The organism is Paenibacillus sp. P4_A7, assembly GCF_056402455.1.
The window spans coordinates 1-19,277 of record NZ_JBFUHJ010000081.1 but is presented as its reverse complement, the minus strand read 5'-3'; the positions used below and the strand labels follow the sequence as shown (position 1 = coordinate 19,277).

Here is a 19,277-nt window from a genome sequence, read left to right as displayed (position 1 = left end):
TCATCAGTTCGATATTCAACATAATAACCCCCGCCCTTCAAGCCTTCATGCTTCAACAGCGGCTCCATGAACCTCGTTTCAATTGTGCTCAACATTCTGCGTCGTTCATGCTTCCTTACCCCTGCCAAAAAATCGTATACTCGCAATCCAATCGAGGTTGAGAACTTGCCAAAGGTTCCCCCTTTATACAGTGGAAGCAGCATCCATTCCGGCGTCGTGACATGTGGCCCATTCTCATATACAATCGCCCGCTCCTTGCCTACTTCGGCTACTACTCCGATTTCGAGCTGCTTCAAATAACGCAACCCCCCGTGTACAAGCTTCGTAGAACGGCTTGACGTACCCGCAGCAAAATCCTGCATTTCTACTACTGCAACCTTCAATCCGCGAACAGCGGCATCAAGCGCAATACCTGCACCTGTTATGCCACCGCCAATAACAAGCAAATCGATAGGCGCCTGCTCCATCTTGGCAATCATCTGTGCGCGACTTTCTGCTCCGAACGTTAGTTTCTTATCTTTTGAAGTCATTATAATATCCCCCTATATGGTCCATACTCTAGTGTTTTGTCCTATACTCTTTCTTACTCCTATTTACCCCGATCAGCATAAAAAAAGCCACGTAAACCGCTTCCATCCCAAATTGGGATTTAGAAGCGGTCTTCGTGGTTTCTCCAAGTCTCCGACCGTTATTAACTTATTCGCAGTATAACATATAGATCATGAAAAAGCCATCGCCGCTTTGACTGCACGATGCCAACCGGAATAAAGCTCCTGTCGCTTCTCATCATCCATTGTCGGCAGAAATACTTGATCTACCTTTCTAATCTTAGAGAGTTCATCTCTACTTTCCCAGTAACCCACAGCCAATCCTGCAAGGAATGCTGCGCCAAGCGCGGTTGACTCATTGATGACAGGCCTCTCAACAGGTACACCGAGCAAGTCACTCTGAAATTGCATCAAAAGATTGTTAATGACCGCACCGCCGTCTACAGACAATGAACGCAGCGGCAATCCTGATTCCTCCATCATGACGGACAATACGTCCTTGGACTGGTAAGCTAATGATTCCAACACAGCACGAACAAAATGTGCCTTGGTCGTTCCTCTCGTGAGTCCAAATACCGCGCCTCGTACATCACTGTTCCAATAAGGTGTTCCAAGTCCGACAAACGCAGGCACGACATAAACACCTTCCGATGACTCAACTTCAGAGGCTAATGTTTCCGTCTCTGAGGCAGATTCAATCAGTTCAAGCCCGTCACGCAGCCATTGAATCGCAGCGCCTGCAACGAAAACGCTGCCTTCGAGTGCGTATTCCATTTTGCCGTCAATTTCCCAAGCTACAGTCGTAAGAAGTCCACGGGTAGAATTTATGGCTTTCGTACCCGTATTCATTAGCATGAAACAACCTGTACCGTACGTATTTTTGGTACTGCCTTCTTGGAATGCATTCTGTCCGAAGAGCGCTGCTTGCTGATCACCCGCTGCTCCAGCTACAGGAATCGGACATCCCAGCAAGGAAGCATCGATGTGTCCATACACTTCAGAGGATGAGCGAACCTCTGGCAGCATCGCCTTCGGAATACTCAAAATACGCAATAGCTCGTCATCCCACTGACGCTCGTGGATATTAAACATAAGCGTCCTTGAAGCATTAGAAACGTCAGTCACATGTACAAGACCGGAAGTCAGCTTCCATATTAGCCACGTATCAATTGTTCCGAACAGCAGCTCGCCCCGCTCCGCCCGCTCTCTTGCACCATCGACATGATCAAGCAGCCAGTTCACCTTTGTTCCAGAAAAGTAAGCATCAATGAGCAGTCCAGTTCGAGTATGGAACAAAGGCCCATGTCCATCCGCTTTGAGCTGATCGCAAATGTCCGCTGTTTGCCTGGACTGCCAAACAATAGCCGGATGAATCGGCTCACCAGTTAATTTATCCCATACTACCGTTGTTTCGCGTTGATTGGTTATACCGATACCGGCGATTTGCTCAGCTGTTATTCCGGCTTTCTTCAAAACCTCCGTCATAACCCTTTTCGTCGACTCCCATATGAAAAGAGCATCCGCTTCCACCCATCCTGCATGCGGGTAATCCAGCGGCAGCTCCTCAAGCGCCATACTAATAATTTTTCCAGTTCTATTAAAAAGCAACGCTCTCGTGCTTGTTGTTCCTTGATCAATCGCTAATATAAAAGTGTCCATGGCTTCTTCCTGTTCCTCCTTAAGTGTCTTAAGCGCAACATCGCTATAAAGTTGTCTGCCATAATTCCTTCCGTGAGGTCGTTATAGCGGATGCACCTGCTTCGAGTGCATGTCTGACATGTTCTTGAGTGCGAATAAGTCCTCCAGCTATAATAGGAATACCGCTTCGTTCCTTTACTTCGCGAATAATGTCCGGCATGACGCCTGGCAATACTTCAATATAGTCAGGTCTCATTTTATCAAGCATCGTATAGCTTCTTTCCAAAGCATCGGAATCGATCAGAAATAAGMGCTGTATCGCAATAAGTCCATTTTTCTTCGTTCTGCCTATAACACTTCCACGAGTTGAGATAATTCCAGCAGGACGGATAGTTTGACATAAAAATTCGGTGGCATATTCATCATTTTTTAAACCATCAATCAGGTCCGCATGCAGAAGAACCTTCTTCCCATGCTGACTCGCTAAATCGACAATGCTTTTTAATTGTCCCAAATGCCCTCCGAGCAATACCATATAGGAAAAAGGTGAAGCAAGAACCTTCTCCACATCCTTAAGCTCGCGCACAGCAGGCAAAACATTTTGACCATCGAGCAATAACGGCAATTCAGCCACCTCCGAGCATATTATGACACTTACCCTACAGAACAGCTAAACGAATGAACGAATCACCCGATGTCGTTTCCTTAAACTCATCAAAAGTATACGTTTTTTTTACTAAAAATCAAGAAAAAACTCACTTGGGATTATATGACTAAAGTGATTAATAAATCATACTAAATGAAATTGTTCCTACTCATTACTCAAAAAAAAGGACCGTCCCTGGTTATATACCAATCGGGACAGCCATTATTCATTCATTTATTTAGTTCTCACTCATGTTTTAAATGCTGAAGTGTCAGCATGAAAACTTGCTCTACATGGTCATCGTCAAGTGAATAAAATACAGTCTTGCCGACCTTCCGACGCTTCACAATGCGCATATTCCGCAGCAATCGCAGTTGATGGGATACGGCCGACTGCCCCATGCCAAGCACCTGTGTCAAATCATGAACACAAAGCTCTGACAGCTGAAGGGCATGAATTATTTTCACACGTGTCGGATCTCCAAGCGCTTTGAATAGATCAGCCAATTGGACTGCGGTTGTTTCACCGATCAACTTACTTTTCACACCTGTTATATCAGCTTCCGTGCCTATGCAAGTATCATCACAAGCAGCCATAACCTGATTATCCATATCCATCCCACCAACCCTTTATGTCCTGAAGCACATTATAACATGTTTCAAGTAAGGTGGTGAAATAGCGCAGAGTCTCCTGCTTTTAATAAGTAAAGTGATAGCTACCTGATCCAATCGTAAGCTTAATATCCCCGTTTATTTTTGCCACTAACCCAGTAAGGCCTTCGATCTCATTTAATGCGACTCCGCTCTCAGTAACTTCAGAGGAAGCAGCTGCTCCTGGCAGATGAATCTCCGCAGTCGTATTAGGCGGGACTGTCACTGCTAGAGACATCGTTCCATTCTCGGACTTTATCCATTTGGAGCTAACCATTCCGTACAATGTCTCTAGCTGGCCCTCCGCCCAAGTAAGACCTTCGCCAAGCTGTGGAGCAATCAATATTTGCTTGTAGCCCGGCGCTTCTTCAACCGTTTGAATGCCCGCTACCGTCCTATACATCCAATCACCGATAGCTCCATAGGCATAATGATTAAATGAATTCATATTCACATCCCAGAAGCTGCCATCTTCTTTAATACCGTCCCAATGCTCCCAAATCGTCGTCGCGCCCTTCGTCACTGGATACAACCAGGAAGGATAAGTTTGCTGCAATAACAGCTTATAGGCATCATCGTTAAGGCCATTTTGAGAGAGCACATGATTCAAATAAGGCGTACCGACAAAGCCTGTCGTTAAGTGGAATTGGCTTTGCTCTATCAGCTCATGCAGCTTAAGAGCAGCCCGCTTCTCGGCTGTGCTGTCTAGTAAACCAAACATTAACGCCAGAACATGACTGGTCTGTGTAGGTACTGCAAGTCTGCCGGAAGCCGTTACAAATTCCTCTTGAAACGCAGAACGGACCTTTTTAAAGAGCTCACCATATGCTTCGGCATCCTCTTGCTTGTTCAGTACAGCAGCTGTTTTCTCCATTATGGATACGGAATAGGCGTAGAAAGCAGTAGCGATAAAATCCCGATCCGTTGCCCCAACGTAATCACCAGACTTAGCGTCAAGCCCCAACCAATCACCGAAATGAAAACCGGTATTCCATAGAAACTCATTGTCTCCTTGGCTTCTAATATACGAAACCCAAGCCTTCATGCTTTCATATTGCTCTTCCAAAATACGCTTGTCGCCATAGCAAACATATAGCGTCCAAGGACAAATAACAGCAGCATCGCCCCACGCAGCAGAAGAATGGTCCTTCTCACCCAATACATGCGGAATAACGAATGGAACCCCTCCATCTTCTCTTTGATCTGACTCTACATCGCGCAGCCATTTTGTGAAAAAAGGAGCGACATTCGATAGGTAAGATGCCGTCTGGATGAACATTTGTGCATCACCCGTCCAGCCTAGCCGCTCATCACGCTGCGGACAATCCGTTGGCACATCTAGAAAATTCCCCTTCAGTCCCCATTTAATATTATGCTGCAGCTGATTAACAAGTGGATCGGAGCACTCAAACGTACCCGTTTCCGCCATATCAGAGTGCAGTACAATTCCTGTAAAATCACTCAACGTTAACGGCTCCTGGAATCCGATAACCTGCACGTAACGAAAGCCTTGGAACGTGAATCTCGGTTCAAACGTCTCCTTATCATCGCCCTTGAGCACGTACTTTATCGCTTGTTTGGCACTTCGAAGATTATCTATATAGAAATTACCTTCTTGATCCAGTACCTCGGCATGAAGCAGTGTCACTTCTGTTCCCGCGTCACCTTGCACGGAGAATTGAACCCACCCCACCATATTTTGCCCAAAATCAATGACGGTTTCACCTTTTGGCGTTGTTATTAATGCTACCGGCTTTAAGTGCTCTTTCTTACGAACGGGTTCATTGATTTGCGGCTTTAATATATCCTTACTCTGGTCTATCGCTTGAGCAGGGACCCAGTCTTTATCATCATAGAGTGCCGTACTCCAGCCACGCTTTTCCAAGCGTGCATCATACGTTTCCCCATGATAGAGTTCCGACATTAGAATCGGACTTAATGCAGCCTTCCAAGTCTCATCTGAGACGATCGTTTCAAACCCACCATCTTCATATTCAATATGCATTTGTACAAGCAAAGCAAGTCGATCTCCGTAAATGCATTTATTATCGCTCCAAGCTAAATTGCCTTTATACCAACCATTACCGAGCAAACTGCCAACCACATTTTCACCAGCTTGCAAAAATTTCGTAATATCATAGGTTTGCGTCTGAAGCGTATGGCTATAGCTCGTCCAGCCTGGTGTAAAGTAGCGGTCTCCTACTCGCTCCCCATTTAGCTCCAGCTCATAGAGTCCCAACGCTGTCGCATATAAGCGAGCTTCCTTTACCGTTCCTTTGAGAACGAATTGTTTTCGCAACATTGGGTTCGTTTCTGAAGTTACAGGCAACAACTGCAATGGTGCACTAATCCAATCTCCAATCCATTCACTGGAGGTCAAAATCCCCATTTCCCAAAAGGCGGTTTCAGACCATTCAGAAAGCGCCCCACTCTGATTTCGAACACGTACCCGGTAATAATAACGTTTGCAGGATTCCGCAATAAATGAATCCAGTTCGACATGAACGGACTGACTTGAAGCCACCTCACCCGATTCCCAGATAACAGCAGCAAAAGATCCCTCACTCGCTATCTCAATTTGATAGCTTGACTGGCTGGTCGCCCTCTCATCCGAGTGCAGCTGCCAACTAATTCGCGGCCTTGTTACTCCAATTCCTATTGGGTTATTCTGATACTCACATCGCAATTCAACTACCTTAAACATCATCCATTCCTCCTATTAAAAAGCGTTTTTTCCAACTGTTCACTTCCCTTGTTACTATGTTTACCTCTATAATTATAAGAAAGTGTATAAAATATCTTGTAGGTAAAGCGGACAGCAATAGTCGGCAATACAGACATTTGTGCAGGATTACAAATCCCGTCAGGAGTGTGTGGGATGAATCGTACAATTAATACGTTGCGTGGGGAGTACTTTTTCCAAAAAGACTTACTGCTTTATGTCAATCGCGCTACAGAGGACTTTTCAAGTCCTTTTCATAACCATGATTTCTTTGAATGTGCGTATATCGCAGAAGGATCCGGCTTTCATCATATCGAGGATGACGTGCATAAAGTGCAGAAAGGCCAACTTTTCTTCATTCCAATCGGCCATTCACATGTATTTCGGCCGAGTTCTACAAACAAAGCTGAACATCCATTACATGTATATAATTGCGTCTTTTCTCCGCTCCTGCTGCATAAAATGACAGCGTTCACTTCTGATTTCAGACTAGTACAGTTTATGAATGAGATGGAAAGCGGCAGGCTTTCCTATTTCTCTTGTCACGATTCGAATGATCAGTTCGACAAGCTCTTTTTAACGATGCATCTCGAATATAAGCTAAGGCAAGTTGGCTCTACCGATTACTTGTACGCCCTGCTGCTTCAGCTTTTGATCGTCCTTCAACGCTCTGCGGATCAAGCAGCTCCATTGCCTGCTCCTAAGCAAGCCGCTTTTATTGATCTTTTACATTATATGGACAATCATTATGATCAGGAGCTTACCCTTACCCTGCTTGCACAGGTCAGCCGTTGGAGTGAGCGCCATCTTCAGCGATTATTTCACCAGCACACCGGTCAGAGCTTCAATCGTTACCTACAAAATATGCGTATTCAAAAAAGCCAAGAGCTGCTGCGCAGCTCGCAGTTCAAAATCAGCACGATTGCTGAAATGGTCGGCTATAAAGATATTCACTCTTTTAACACCGTATTCAAGCGATGTACAGGAATGACACCAAGCTTTTACCGCAAGGAAGCGGTGAMAGCGACTAGCCCTAAATAGAATGGAGGCCATGATAACCCTTGCTTACATTGAAGGAAAAGCTTTACTTGCTTCAACTGCTAAAAAAACAGAACCGGAGGCGGTTGTTTCGATTCGGTCGAAAAGATCCGTCACATGACCATTTGGTAGAGAAGCTTGAGCAAATGGTACGAAACGAACAGGTTAATAAAGAACAGCTGTAAGCTGTTTCCGTTACTTTCAAAGAGGTTCATGGTCAGACATAGGAGGAATTATGACAGGTAAAACACATTTAGCTATCGGAATGACTATCGGGGCATTTGCAGCCGTTTATTACACGAACGATATGAAGGAAGCAGCGACTTATGTCGCCATTGCAGGTTTCTCAGCGTTAACAGCTGATCTCGACGGCAACAGTATGCTCAGCAGCAAGCTAGGTAAACTATCCAAGCTTATTCGCGAATTTACGCTTTGGTCAGGTGTTATTCTGGCAGCGTTGATTGGTTATTATTATTTTACAGAGAAGTCCCCTTCTCCTTTATACATTGGCGCTGCAGGTGCAGTCTTTCTACTAGGCCTAATTGCAAAAGAAGGCGTCATTCGCAACGCGCTCGTCAGTGCTGTGGGAGCCGCACTCATGTACGCTGGCTACTTGCATCAGATGAATTGGCTTATGGGATTTGGACTTTTTGTCGCTGTCGTCCCTTGGCTGAACCACCGCGGCATGACGCATACCATTTGGGCTATTCCAATATGGGGCGCGATCGGTTGGGGCCTCGAACAGCAGCTGCAATTAGAGGGAATTGCGATAGTCTCCATGCTTGGATACGCCTCTCATCTCGTTGCCGATACGCTCACACCAAGCGGCGTGAAATGGCTTTATCCACTTGTGAGGAAGTCATTAAAGATTCGTTTATAGCCGTATTTTTTTACTTAACGCGTCATATAGGTATCGTTCAAAAGGCACCCTATCCAAACCCTTGTAAAGGGGCAGATCGGGTGCCTTCTCTAATTGTTAGTGTTATGCACGAAGCCATGTATTGGTAAGCGAGATCGCACCGCGAGCTGCAGCTGTCTCGGACAAATCATTTAACATGACAAAGTCATGGATGATTCCTTGAAAGCGGACAGACATAACGTTCACACCACCTCACGAAATTTATTCGCATAAGCTTCTCCTTCGTCTCGTAAAACGTCAGCCTCGCCTGTAATGATTAAGGCGGGTGGAAGACCTTTTGTCGTTCGCAAAGTGCCTGATAGTTCCCTCAAACACTTTAAACACTCAAACACTCAAACACTCAAACACTAGTTGTATTATGGGTTTGTAGATATTCTTTTCATGCATTAATACACTTTTGAAGAAGAAATTAAACAACTTGCAGCCCGGATAATCCTGTAACTATTACTTTTCAAACTACGTCTGTTAATTGGGAGGTGTTTGATTATGCGTAAAACTTTATTGATGGCTGCTCTTATGGTTGTGCTTATATTGAGTGCATGCAATAGAGACGATTCGGGATATGAAATGAGCGAAATACCACCAAAACCTACGCAACCCTTTACAATCGATCCCAAAATCGCACAACTAACCGATACAATAGGAAATCCAGCTATTCGAAAAAATTCGGATATGTTATTGCATGATGCTGCACTTAGAGCAGCCAATGATTACAGACCTAGAACAGGGCGATGGTTTGTTGACGAGAATGGATTCAATTTGATTGCTTCGATATCAGGGGGAGAGAATGAGGGTGGAAGTTCGGTGGGAGCTGCACTTAGTCTGGTGCCTGAAGATCGTACCGTCCGCTTTCAGTTAACTAGCCGAACAGCCGATGGCAAGAGAGCCGAACTGCTATCTGAATACATTGCGGAGACAGGAGATCCCGTATATGGACGTGCAGATTACTCAGTTAAGCTGCCCTTAGATCCTAACGTTAACTATTTGATAAGTATAGAAATTCTCTCAGCTGAGGGGGCTGTGGAAGACACGCTATTAAGCCCGCTTTACGTGCCATCATCTGAGCTTAACGCCAAACTAACGATAGATACGCCAGCTGCAAACTCAGAAGGAACTAAGCTTTATCTATACAATGCGGGGCCGACTAATTTATATTTTGGAAAGGACTATACGCTCTATCGAAAGGAAGCTGATGGYTGGAAAGCAGTTCCCGATGAACGCGGCGTGGAGTCTATCGGGATACATCTTGAACCGGGAGGAACCTATGAGGAACGGGTTGTATTTCCCGCCAAACTGCCGCCTGGTCAATATCGTCTCGTGAAGGAAATAAGCGGATATATGACCAATTTAACTGTTAAATTAGCTGCAGATTTTGAGCTGGAGTAGGCAGGGAAAGATGAGCAGCTAGCCGCTTTCGCTGAAGCTGTAAGATCGATATTAGTGCTTACAGCTTCTTTTTTTGTTAGTTTTCAAGCTGTAAGATCGGTTTTTGGCCTTACAGATCGCAATTCTCTAGTCACAACGATGAATTGGAGGCTGTAAGACCGATTATGAAGCTTACAGCTCATTTATGGGTTATTTTCCCGGCTGTAAGCTCAATTTTGAAGCTTAAGCTGGTTTTGGGTCTGGTTTTCGGTCTGGTTTTTGGTCTGGTTTGGGCGCTGGATTTCGGTCCAATTCACCGACCCCTCGTCGGCTAAACAGAATGTGTAGCAGGCCAATCGAGCTCGATGCCTGAAGCAATTAGCTGCTGCTGAAACGCAGCCAAATGATCACTGTTGTTACGCACATCACGCGGCGTTATATGGTTTTCGATGCAGTATGCTGCTAAATATCCAGCTGATTCACCGATATTCCATTCAACAGGATGAAGCCGGTAACAGCCATTCGTTATATGAGTAGTCCCGATATTTTTGCAAGCTGCCAGCATATTATCCATCCTAATCGGAATTAGACTGCCTAAAGGAATATGGAATGGCAAGGATGATACATCAACGTAAGTACGCAAGGCGGTGCTTGGATGCAAATCAATGCGATAGCAGCCAATTCCGACCGAGTCTTCATATCGAAGCGCCTTTCCATCCTCCCGACATTCAGGACTAAGATGCTGCTCCAAAATCGTGAATTCAGCTTTGATTCTGCGAGATTCGCGTATATAAGGCATTTTAGCCAAACCATCTACTGTCCCCGTCACATCGGAACGAAGCCGCAAGCCGGGGTATCCGAGCTTGCCATCCGGACGCGGTGCCTCGGTCTGCATCCAGTACAGCAGCGATAAGCTCAGCTCGCGAGCGCTGTTCAAATGTCTAGCTCTTTCCTCTTCAGATACATCGATTATAGGTCCCAGCCAGTAATCATTCTGCGGCCAATTAACAACCGTAATATCGCTATCAAAGGATCCAGCTGCAAATTGTGTATGGTCTATCAATCTTCTATATTTCCACAGTGAGAAGGATTTTCCATCTGGAAAAAAGCTATAATGTGCAGGTTCTAGCGTATGCGGAACAAGTCCCGTCCAGCTAAGCTGCTTATCCGGCCAGAAATCCGCACGATAGCTATTCCAGAAATCATATTGCGCAGGCTTGCTAATCGTGAAGTCTTCACCATCCATATGATCGACCGCGAAGCACCAAGTAATCGCCTGCATATCAGTAGGATCGGGAGCACCTGGGAGCGCGTGCGGCTCGCCAGTCTGAGCAATCGATTCTGCGCCTGTTACGTATTCTACCTTTGCCATAGGCAACAGATCGCCCTCATCAGTAGCATCCAGAAAATAAGCTCCTGTTATTACGATAGAATCGCCACTATTCACATGTCGTACCGTCGCAGAGATAACGTGATCTCCATGTGCCTCTGCGCTTTCAAGCTTATATGAATCCAACACCTTCAAGCGGCCATTATGAATATACGGAGCCAGCATATCTCGCAGCACCGCCAATGCGGCTCTAGGCTCATGGGAAATGCTGCTGACGATCGCATTTCCTGGATTAAATTGAACTTTACCGCGAGCAGACGGAAGAACAAGGAAATGCTGCTTGTAATACTCCCTGACCCGATTACGGAACTCGCGATAGCTGGCAGTACAACCGAACTGCTCAATCCACTCATGCTCATCAGGCGGAACAGCTTGACTGGTCAATTGACCGCCGATCCAATCTGTCTCCTCTGTAAGAATAACTCGTTTTCCCGCTTTCGCAGCAGCTAAAGCAGCGGAAACCCCTCCAGTGCTGCCTCCGATAATGATAATATCCGCGTACATATGTCCAATCACAGCACAAGCCTCCTTTACTCGAATATCGATTGTATGTATCTCCATCCTAATATTTGATAAGTGTCGCTATTGTATCTGTAGGATTCTTATAATTTTCATAAGCTTCAGCAGCGTTATCTATAGAATAAACATGAGTAATGAGCTTTTTGATAGAAATACGTCTATCCGCTAATAAACGAATATATTCCTCTATATTTCTGCCTTCCGTCCATCGTACATGCCCAATTGGGTAATCACGATTCTCTCTCTCATATTGCGAGTCATAACGACCAGGACCGCCCGCACGCGAAATTAGCACCTGAGCTTCCTTGCTGAACATAAGATTTCTAGAAAATCCAGTCGTTAAATCACCGACAATAACAATTTTTCCGCGATCACGGATCCAATTAAGCGAGCTATTAATCAAGTGCTCACCTAGCCCGCTCGCACAATGCAGCACGGCATCTGCTCCATAGCTACCAACAGCTTCCGCCATATGCTCTTCCATTTCCTCTTGATTATGATACATATGTGAGAAACCACTCTCTTGCAGCATAGCAACTCGATCGCTTTTCAAATCAAGACCTACCGTTCTATATGCTGCAGCATGAGCAATTTGTGTCATTACATTTCCCAAAATACCGAGGCCTACAACAACTGCTGACTCCCCAAAACGCAAATCAGCGATGCGAAGAGCATGGATAGCTATCGCGCCAAGACCGGCAAAGGCAGCTTCTTCGGGATCAACATGATCCGGCACAACTGCAACCAAGTTAGCTGGCACCGCCAACCATTCCGAATGATTCACATACGGTGCGCCGTAGCAGGCAACGCGCTGCCCCGCTTGAATTCCGTTAATGCCTTCCCCCACTTGCTCCACAATACCAACAGCACTATAGCCTAGTCTGACAGACTGATCAGATGCTTTTTTAACAAAGATCATTTCCGTACCCGGACTAATAGCCGAAAACTCAGTTCTAATCATTACATGCCCATACAAGAGCTCCGGTTTATCATTCTCAGTGATGATAATTTCTCCACTTTGTGTAGCGATTGTTTTCATCCTAATCCCCCGCCATTCTATTCATTCATGTTTTGTTTTTTGAATTCACTCGGAGAAATGCCATAGTATTTTTTGAACGTCGTAGTGAACGTAGATGAATTCAAATAGCCTGTTTTTTCACCGATTTCACCGATTGATAAGTGAGAATCCTTCAATAGTTCCCTTGCGTGTGATAGTCTCACTTTATTGAGATACTCAACATAATTAACGCCAAAAGTCTTTTTAAAATAGCTCGAAAAATATTTCGGCGATGTTTCTACTACCTCGGCTATATGATCCAAATATAAATTTTCCATGTAGTGCAGCTCGATATACTGTGAAATGAATCCTGGATTTAGCTTGTTTATCTGCTCTTGCTTACTATGTTTGGCAATATGCTTCGCTACCTCTACAAGAGCACTCTCGACGTCTGCGTATTCATACGCTTTATCTAGCTTTCGTAAAAATTGCTGCTCCAGCTGATACAAAGTATTGTCATCGTTTGCTGAGCTTCTTGCATGCCTCAACATATAAAAGAACATCGTTTTCGCGATATGTGCCATCTGATGATGATGTATATTTCGATCAGCATTTTCCATTAACGTCTCTGAAATGATATCCTTCCCTTCCTTCAGCTTCCCATTTTTAATGTAATTGGATAGCTTTTCAATTTTCTCGAAAGGGAAATATATACTCCATTCATAATGAATTTTCTCGACATCTAATACACTAGATGTATCATTTACCGTTCTATAAAGCATGCCATTCTTAACATTTCGGTAAGCAAGCTTACAGTTCACGAATTCTGCAGCACACACCTTACTGACACTTGCCCATAGGGAATAACCGAGAAGTTCACCTTGTTCCAAGCTCTTGAATAACAATCGCAAGCTCTTTAGCAATACTTCACGTTCAGATGGTTGTTGAATGCCGACAAGTGAAATAAACTGTAAGTTTTTATCATAGAACACGTTTACATTTTTATTATCCTTCAGCAAAGCGGCATGGATAATCTCAGTAATCTTCTCTACCGACAAAGCTGTCTGCTGCTCGTCATCCTTTTTATTCAAATGCACCATCAGGAGCACAAAATGCTTACTTCGCAATATATCCGAGCAGTAGCTTTGCATCTGTAACTCATGCTCATCAGAATGATCATACTCATCCAACGCTTGCAAAAACACGCTGCGGCGAGCTTCTGTTTCGACATACTCCAACAGCTTTTTCGACGACTCAATCTCCATCTGCATCTTCACAATACCACTGAAAATTTTACGAAAATCATTCCCTCGGCTATTGCCGCCGCCAAGCTGACGAATAATTTTTTTGACTGGTCTGTTTAAGTAAACACTGAGCAATACAGACAGAAGGATCGCACTAATAATAGCGGAAACCATAATCATCTTATTTACTTTCGTCACGGAATCAATATTTTGAAATTGAAAAGGCGCTTTATCGATATAAACGAAACCATTAAATTCCGACTTGTAGATGTTATACTTAAAATTTTCTCGCGTTAAGGACGCCTCTTGAGATGAATTGAAATAAACCTCATCCAATACCCCAGACAGATCTGTCTTGGAATCTGTACTTAAAATGACACGTCGATCCTGATCGAGCACAATTAATGAAGCACCCGGCAGCATCAGCTTCTGGTTCACATACTTTAATAGGGCCGTCTCGTCGATTAGAACCATAATATTTTTATTAGATATGCGTACTTTATTTCCACCAACAGCGATCAAAAGCTTCTTATTGGTTTGCTTCAACGTATCTGTTGTTACTTTGAAATATTGTCCAGGGAAAACTCTAAACGAATTTTTCGATCTCGTATACGACCTCCAATAATCCTCGTTGTATAGGTTATGTTTATATTTTTTTTGCAACAAATGGGTTAGACTGCTCGTTCCCGATGAAGTAATTGCAAGATCCAGATCGTCATAGAACACAATTACTTCCTCAATAAAATCGACCGAAGCAACAAGTGATGAAATACCATCCTGCATCGTGTAGACCTTGCTCATATCAATGAGCCCATCTTCCTCAGATATCAGACTGTCGTACGGCAGTCCATGTATGGAGTGCATGATGTTATTAATGGATCTAAAGCTGTTATCGAACGACTGAATCATTGATTTTACGGCAAGCGTGTTGTTTTGGGCTACTTTTTCATAGATGCCTGAAATTGAGTTTTTATATACAAAATAATTGGATACAGACATAATGCCGATGACTAGGAGCAACGCACAAAAAATTTGTATGAGCCCCAAATTCGTGATGTAACGTTTCAAGTTGCCGCCATCCTCCTCTGTTTATAATGTGCATCCAATTAATTATACATGAAAGAACTCCTATCAGCCCTTCTCTGAACCTAGCATTACACCCTTTGCAAAATATTTTTGAACAAATGGATAGATTAATAAAACTGGCAGCATCGCTAAGACGATCGTTGCATTTTTCTTCGCCTGAGGCGCTAAGGCTGCGGCATCAACAAGGCCAGCACTGCTACCGTCATTGAAGATAAGCATATCTCGCAATACGACCTGAAGCGGATAAAGACTCGAGTCAGTCAAATAAATCATCGGGATAAAGAAGCTGTTCCAATGTCCCATGAAGTAAAACAGACCGATAGACGCAAGAGCCGGTTTAGAAAGCGGGATAACGATGTTAAACAAAATACGAAATTCAGAAGCACCGTCAATAAGAGCCGCTTCTCGAATTTGTGAAGACATACTTTCATAGAAGCTTTTTAAAATAATGAGTTCCATCGTCCAGATCGCATTAGGGATAACGAGCGCCCATACTGAATCCGTAAGACCTAGCTGCTGCACGATTAGATAGTTCGGGATGATACCTGGATTCAGGAACATCGTCAGCACAATACCAAACATAAAATATTTCCGCCAAATGAAATCTGGCTTGGACAATGGGTAAGCAGCTATTGCTGTAACTAACAAATTAATGAATGTGCCTAGTGCTGTATAGTAGATCGTATTCAAATAGGCTCTCGGTATCCTTTTATCCTTCAAAACCTCCACATAAGCATCCAGGTTGATGCCCTTTGGAAACAATGTTATTTTACCTTGTACGACATATGCTGTATCACTTAACGATATGGCGAATATATAAACAATCGGATAGACTGTGGCAATTGCAACACAGCCCAATATGAGCGCGTTGAGCAGCCCAAATAGGTTTAACTTTGATTCTCCTACCATAGCCCTCTACCTCCAGCCTTTCTGCTAATGTAGTTTGCCGACAACAGCATAACCATAGCGATTAGTGCTTCAAACATGCCCACAGCCGCAGCATAGCTATAGTTGGTTTCGAGCAACCCTTTTCTATATACATATGTGGAGAAAACATCAGCCACTTCGTAAGTAGTTGGAGTGTACAGAAGCAATACTTTTTCGTATCCAATACGAATCATTGAGCCTGTCTTCAAAATAAACAGGATAAGAATCGTCGGCATCATACTTGGAATCGTTATATGCCAAATGCTCTTCAGTCTAGTACTTCCATCAACCCTTGCCGCTTCATATAATGTCGGACTAATACCAGCAATTGCAGCCAAATAAATAATCGCCTCATAACCAACTGTTGACCAAATATCCGACACGACATAAATGGTACGGAACCATTCCGGCATAATTAAAAAGTAAATTTTCTCAAACCCAAGAAATTCGATCAGCTTGTTAATCATGCCTCCGCTTGGTGATAGAAAATCGATGACCATACTGCTTATAATTACAACAGACAAAAATGCCGGCAAATAGGTCAATGTCTGAATTGATTTCTTAAACCATTTCACTCTGATTTCATTAAGCATAATGGCCAAAATGATTGGAAACGGAAATCCGAATATTAAAGAATAAAAACCAAGAAGCAGCGTGTTTTTGAACAACAAAACGAAATCATCGCTAGAGAAAAACTTTATGAAATGCTTGAGACCGACCCAATCACTGCCCATAATCCCTTGGAATACGCTATAATCCTTAAATGCAATAATTAAACCGTACAGCGGCCCGTATCGGAAAATAATATAAAAAATAAGACAAGGAAGAAAGAGGATTAATAGCTGTCTATCCCGTCTCATATGTTTCAGTGTCCGTATTAAAGTCGCGGTAATTCGTGACAAGATTGTTCTATTTGTATGATTCGATGCCAGTATCTTCTCGGTGTTAGTATTTGGCACGACTCTTCCCTCCTTAATGATGATGAATGGCACTCGGAACATGAAAGTCCCTCGTGCCATAAACCATCCTCTTTAATCTTTATTATTTAGCGTCAAAGCGTTTTTGAGCTTCGTTATACACGTCAGCAAATTTGTTTGCGCCTAGTTTCTCAGCTGATTGCAGCCATTCTTCCCACTCTTTATCGCCATATTTTTTGTTAAGGATATATTTTGCATTGAATTCATTCATTGATTTCTCAATCGCTGTTTGTAATTCTGCAATGATTGCAATTTCATCGTCTGATAGATTTAGTACCGGATCAAGTACTTCGAACTTATTAGCCGATACTATTTTATCTTGAGCCTCTTGCTCTTTCTCTGTGTAGTTGTAATATACAGATCGTCTGTCAGGGTTAAGATACATCCCTTCAACCCACATGCCATAACGATCTTCTAACACTTTAATATCTACAAGAGGCACATCAGTAAGCTCTGGATATACAGGCTTGCCATTAGCGTCAAAATTGTAGTTCACACCTTCAACACCAAGAGTGATAAGTTCAGCACCCGATGGGCTTGTTAGGTAGTCAAGCAATTTCAATGCAGCTTCTTTGTTCTCGTTGTTAGAAACTGTAATACCAAAGTTTCCATCAATTTTTGGCAATGTAATGTTGTTGCCTGTGGGTCCAATCGGGTAACCGTAACGCAGATTGTACTCTGGATTTTGTGAGCTTACTTGGTTGTAGAATAAATCTAGGCGGCCAATCCAATCCCAAGTTACGAACGATTTGTCTGAAGTCATCTTAGCTGTCCATGAATCAGCTGTATCTGTCATAAACTCTGGATCAAGTAAGCCTTCGTTGTACAGCTTTTTCAAGAAATCAAGCATTTCTTTGAACTCTGGTTGTACACCTGCAAACTTCCATGTTTTATCAGATTCGGAGTAGTAAACTGGATAACTTGCACCGCCAAGACCCCAACCATAGGACAGGTTTTTAAAAATTACTTCTTTTGTTTTAGAAGCAAGCGGATAGGAATTTGGGTAAACCTCTTTTAATTTTTTCAGCGCCGCATAGAACTCATCTGTGTTCGTCCACTCTGGAATGTTGTTTTTCTCGAAAATATCTTTTCTGTACATCATTCCGTGGTTAACATCTCTATTCATGTTGTAGATCGGCCAAGCGAAGAGATTGTTGTTCTCATCACCATATGAGTTGGCTACCCATGGATTTTCATCCACATATAGTTTTTTGAAGTTTGGAAGTATATCCACATACTCGTTGATTGCAACAACTGCTTTTTCTTTACCGATTTTCTTCAACTCAGCCGGCTTGAGACCGTGGAAGATGTCTGGAAGCTTACCGGACGCGACAACCAAACGAAGCTTATCTTGGTAAGTAGCCGATGAGTAATTTTGAAATTCTACTTTAATGCCTGTACGCTTCTCGATTTCCTTAGCAACCAGCTTGTCGTTAACTGGGTTTTGACTAACAACCATCCAAGTAATCGTTGTTGGCTTATCTACCAATGGAAGTGTTAATCCGCCTGTGTCACCATATTGGTTAGCGTTCTCTTTCACTTCTGTGTCTGTTGGAGCCGCCGTTGGAGCACTTGTTGCATCACTAGGTTTGTTTGTGCCTTTTGCGTCTTCATTGTTCGATCCACATGCAGCTAATAATGAAACCGCTAACATAAGAATGAGCAATAAACTTAATAGCCTTCTTGACATTTGACTTCCCCCTCGTAAATGGTTGTTTACTTGCGACCGAAGCTTTCGTTCGGACAATTCAAATTGTAGGATGGACCTCTCACTTCGTAAATAAAGCGTTTTCATCTACTATATATTTTCGATCGATTTTTATCAACATTTGGCTAAAAACCTTGTATTGTCAACGTTTTTCGGGTGTGGAATTTGCTAAATAGGTGGAAAATGCTATATAGATATTTCCTTGTTTTGATTAAACCCTCAATCGTGCCTTGTCTCATTAATTAAAATAAGTGGATTTTATCAATTTGCTTGCTATCATTCACTGTAACAAGCGTAAATGACTGTTGCCGTCCAAGCACTTTGGAAATCATGCTCCATTCATGCCATGCTTTAAAATAGAATCATCATGGAAATGAACAGAGGCAAACCTCACTAACAATGAATATTCCCTCATTAAATATAATGACGCTACGAACTGTCCTTTCATTTAGTGAGTTTTTTCTCACTCGCCATGAACTATTCTTCATGGCGAGTGAGCTTTACCTCACTAATTCAAGAAAATGACGAAGTACATTAAATATAGTGAAGTTTTCTTCAGTAATTAGTGAGTTCACTTCACTGCTAAGCTAACTCATTACTATTGTGGAACAATCTGAAGCGCACATAAGAACAGAAATGAAATAGTTCCTGGATATGCAGCTGCTCTGATCAAAAAAAACAGTGCCCCAATATACTGGACTCTGTTGCAGATGCTTTTCAGTTGCTTTTTACAATGAGGCTTTACAATAAAACTTTACAATAAAGCTTTACAATGAGGTGTTCCTTACAATTGGATTGCCTTACCTAATCGCTTGCTTTCTTCGGCTGCCTCAATAAAGCAAATGATTTCTATTGTCTCTCGCCAGTCTAACGGTGACTTATGTGTATGAAATAAGACCAATA

Annotated in this window: 15 protein-coding genes and 1 pseudogene; 4 read left to right on the top strand and 12 right to left on the bottom strand. The window is 43.1% G+C overall.

Going from position 1 to position 19,277, the window contains the following annotated elements:
- From AC1DWN_RS13235 to AC1DWN_RS13215, 5 genes are all read right to left on the bottom strand, one after another.
- A partial coding sequence (locus AC1DWN_RS13235; RefSeq protein ID WP_477559366.1) for an FAD-dependent oxidoreductase occupies positions 1-479 on the bottom strand: 479 nt, incomplete at its 3' end.
- Between the two features lie 240 nt (positions 480-719).
- The gene (gene glpK, locus AC1DWN_RS13230) at positions 720-2,207 is read right to left on the bottom strand and encodes a glycerol kinase GlpK (RefSeq protein ID WP_477559363.1); all 1,488 of its coding nucleotides are present in this window, start codon (positions 2,205-2,207) and stop codon (positions 720-722) included.
- 43 nt (positions 2,208-2,250) lie between these two features.
- Positions 2,251-2,811, bottom strand: a complete 561-nt coding sequence (locus AC1DWN_RS13225; protein ID WP_477559362.1) for a glycerol-3-phosphate responsive antiterminator — start codon at positions 2,809-2,811, stop codon at positions 2,251-2,253.
- Between the two features lie 266 nt (positions 2,812-3,077).
- On the bottom strand, positions 3,078-3,443 hold the full coding sequence (locus tag AC1DWN_RS13220; protein WP_477559361.1) for an ArsR/SmtB family transcription factor: 366 nt from the start codon (positions 3,441-3,443) through the stop codon (positions 3,078-3,080).
- An 85-nt stretch (positions 3,444-3,528) separates the two neighbouring features.
- On the bottom strand, positions 3,529-6,186 hold the full coding sequence (locus AC1DWN_RS13215; RefSeq protein WP_477559365.1) for a family 78 glycoside hydrolase catalytic domain: 2,658 nt from the start codon (positions 6,184-6,186) through the stop codon (positions 3,529-3,531).
- A 174-nt stretch (positions 6,187-6,360) separates the two neighbouring features.
- Between AC1DWN_RS13215 and AC1DWN_RS13210 the strand changes: the two genes are divergently transcribed.
- Genes AC1DWN_RS13210 through AC1DWN_RS13200 form a run of 3 tightly spaced genes read left to right on the top strand, consistent with a single transcriptional unit; the run spans position 6,361 to position 8,122 of the window.
- Positions 6,361-7,245: an AraC family transcriptional regulator gene (locus AC1DWN_RS13210; RefSeq protein ID WP_477559360.1), complete on the top strand. Its 885-nt coding sequence runs from the start codon at positions 6,361-6,363 to the stop codon at positions 7,243-7,245.
- Positions 7,246-7,265: 20 nt separating this feature from the next.
- On the top strand, positions 7,266-7,427 hold the full coding sequence (locus AC1DWN_RS13205) for a hypothetical protein (RefSeq protein WP_477559359.1): 162 nt from the start codon (positions 7,266-7,268) through the stop codon (positions 7,425-7,427).
- Positions 7,428-7,477: 50 nt separating this feature from the next.
- Positions 7,478-8,122 (top strand): metal-dependent hydrolase, encoded by a 645-nt coding sequence (locus AC1DWN_RS13200; protein WP_477559358.1) that lies wholly within the window; start codon positions 7,478-7,480, stop codon positions 8,120-8,122.
- A 102-nt stretch (positions 8,123-8,224) separates the two neighbouring features.
- Here AC1DWN_RS13200 and AC1DWN_RS13195 read toward each other — a convergent pair.
- Positions 8,225-8,442 (bottom strand): annotated as a pseudogene (locus AC1DWN_RS13195) (alpha/beta hydrolase); the annotation flags it as partial.
- A gap of 205 nt (positions 8,443-8,647) precedes the next feature.
- Between AC1DWN_RS13195 and AC1DWN_RS13190 the strand changes: the two are divergent.
- A complete protein-coding gene (locus AC1DWN_RS13190) occupies positions 8,648-9,547 on the top strand; it encodes an immunoglobulin-like domain-containing protein (protein WP_477559357.1) in 900 nt (299 codons plus the stop codon).
- Between the two features lie 310 nt (positions 9,548-9,857).
- On the opposite strand, the gene AC1DWN_RS13185 is transcribed toward AC1DWN_RS13190, so the two are convergent.
- From AC1DWN_RS13185 to AC1DWN_RS13160, 6 genes are all read right to left on the bottom strand, one after another.
- On the bottom strand, positions 9,858-11,432 hold the full coding sequence (locus tag AC1DWN_RS13185) for an FAD-dependent oxidoreductase (RefSeq protein ID WP_477559356.1): 1,575 nt from the start codon (positions 11,430-11,432) through the stop codon (positions 9,858-9,860).
- A 46-nt stretch (positions 11,433-11,478) separates the two neighbouring features.
- Complete coding sequence (locus AC1DWN_RS13180; RefSeq protein WP_477559355.1) at positions 11,479-12,474, bottom strand: zinc-dependent alcohol dehydrogenase; 996 nt, start codon at positions 12,472-12,474, stop codon at positions 11,479-11,481.
- 17 nt (positions 12,475-12,491) lie between these two features.
- Complete coding sequence (locus tag AC1DWN_RS13175) at positions 12,492-14,744, bottom strand: helix-turn-helix transcriptional regulator (RefSeq protein WP_477559354.1); 2,253 nt, start codon at positions 14,742-14,744, stop codon at positions 12,492-12,494.
- 63 nt (positions 14,745-14,807) lie between these two features.
- Positions 14,808-15,671 (bottom strand): carbohydrate ABC transporter permease, encoded by an 864-nt coding sequence (locus AC1DWN_RS13170; protein ID WP_477559353.1) that lies wholly within the window; start codon positions 15,669-15,671, stop codon positions 14,808-14,810.
- Positions 15,665-16,594 carry an ABC transporter permease gene (locus AC1DWN_RS13165; protein ID WP_477559364.1) on the bottom strand — a complete coding sequence of 310 codons (930 nt, stop codon included), beginning with the start codon at positions 16,592-16,594 and terminating at the stop codon, positions 15,665-15,667. Before AC1DWN_RS13165 ends, AC1DWN_RS13170 begins: the two co-directional genes overlap by 7 nt.
- Positions 16,595-16,730: 136 nt before the next feature.
- Positions 16,731-18,356 carry an extracellular solute-binding protein gene (locus AC1DWN_RS13160; RefSeq protein WP_477559352.1) on the bottom strand — a complete coding sequence of 542 codons (1,626 nt, stop codon included), beginning with the start codon at positions 18,354-18,356 and terminating at the stop codon, positions 16,731-16,733.
- Positions 18,357-19,277: the final 921 nt, after the last annotated feature.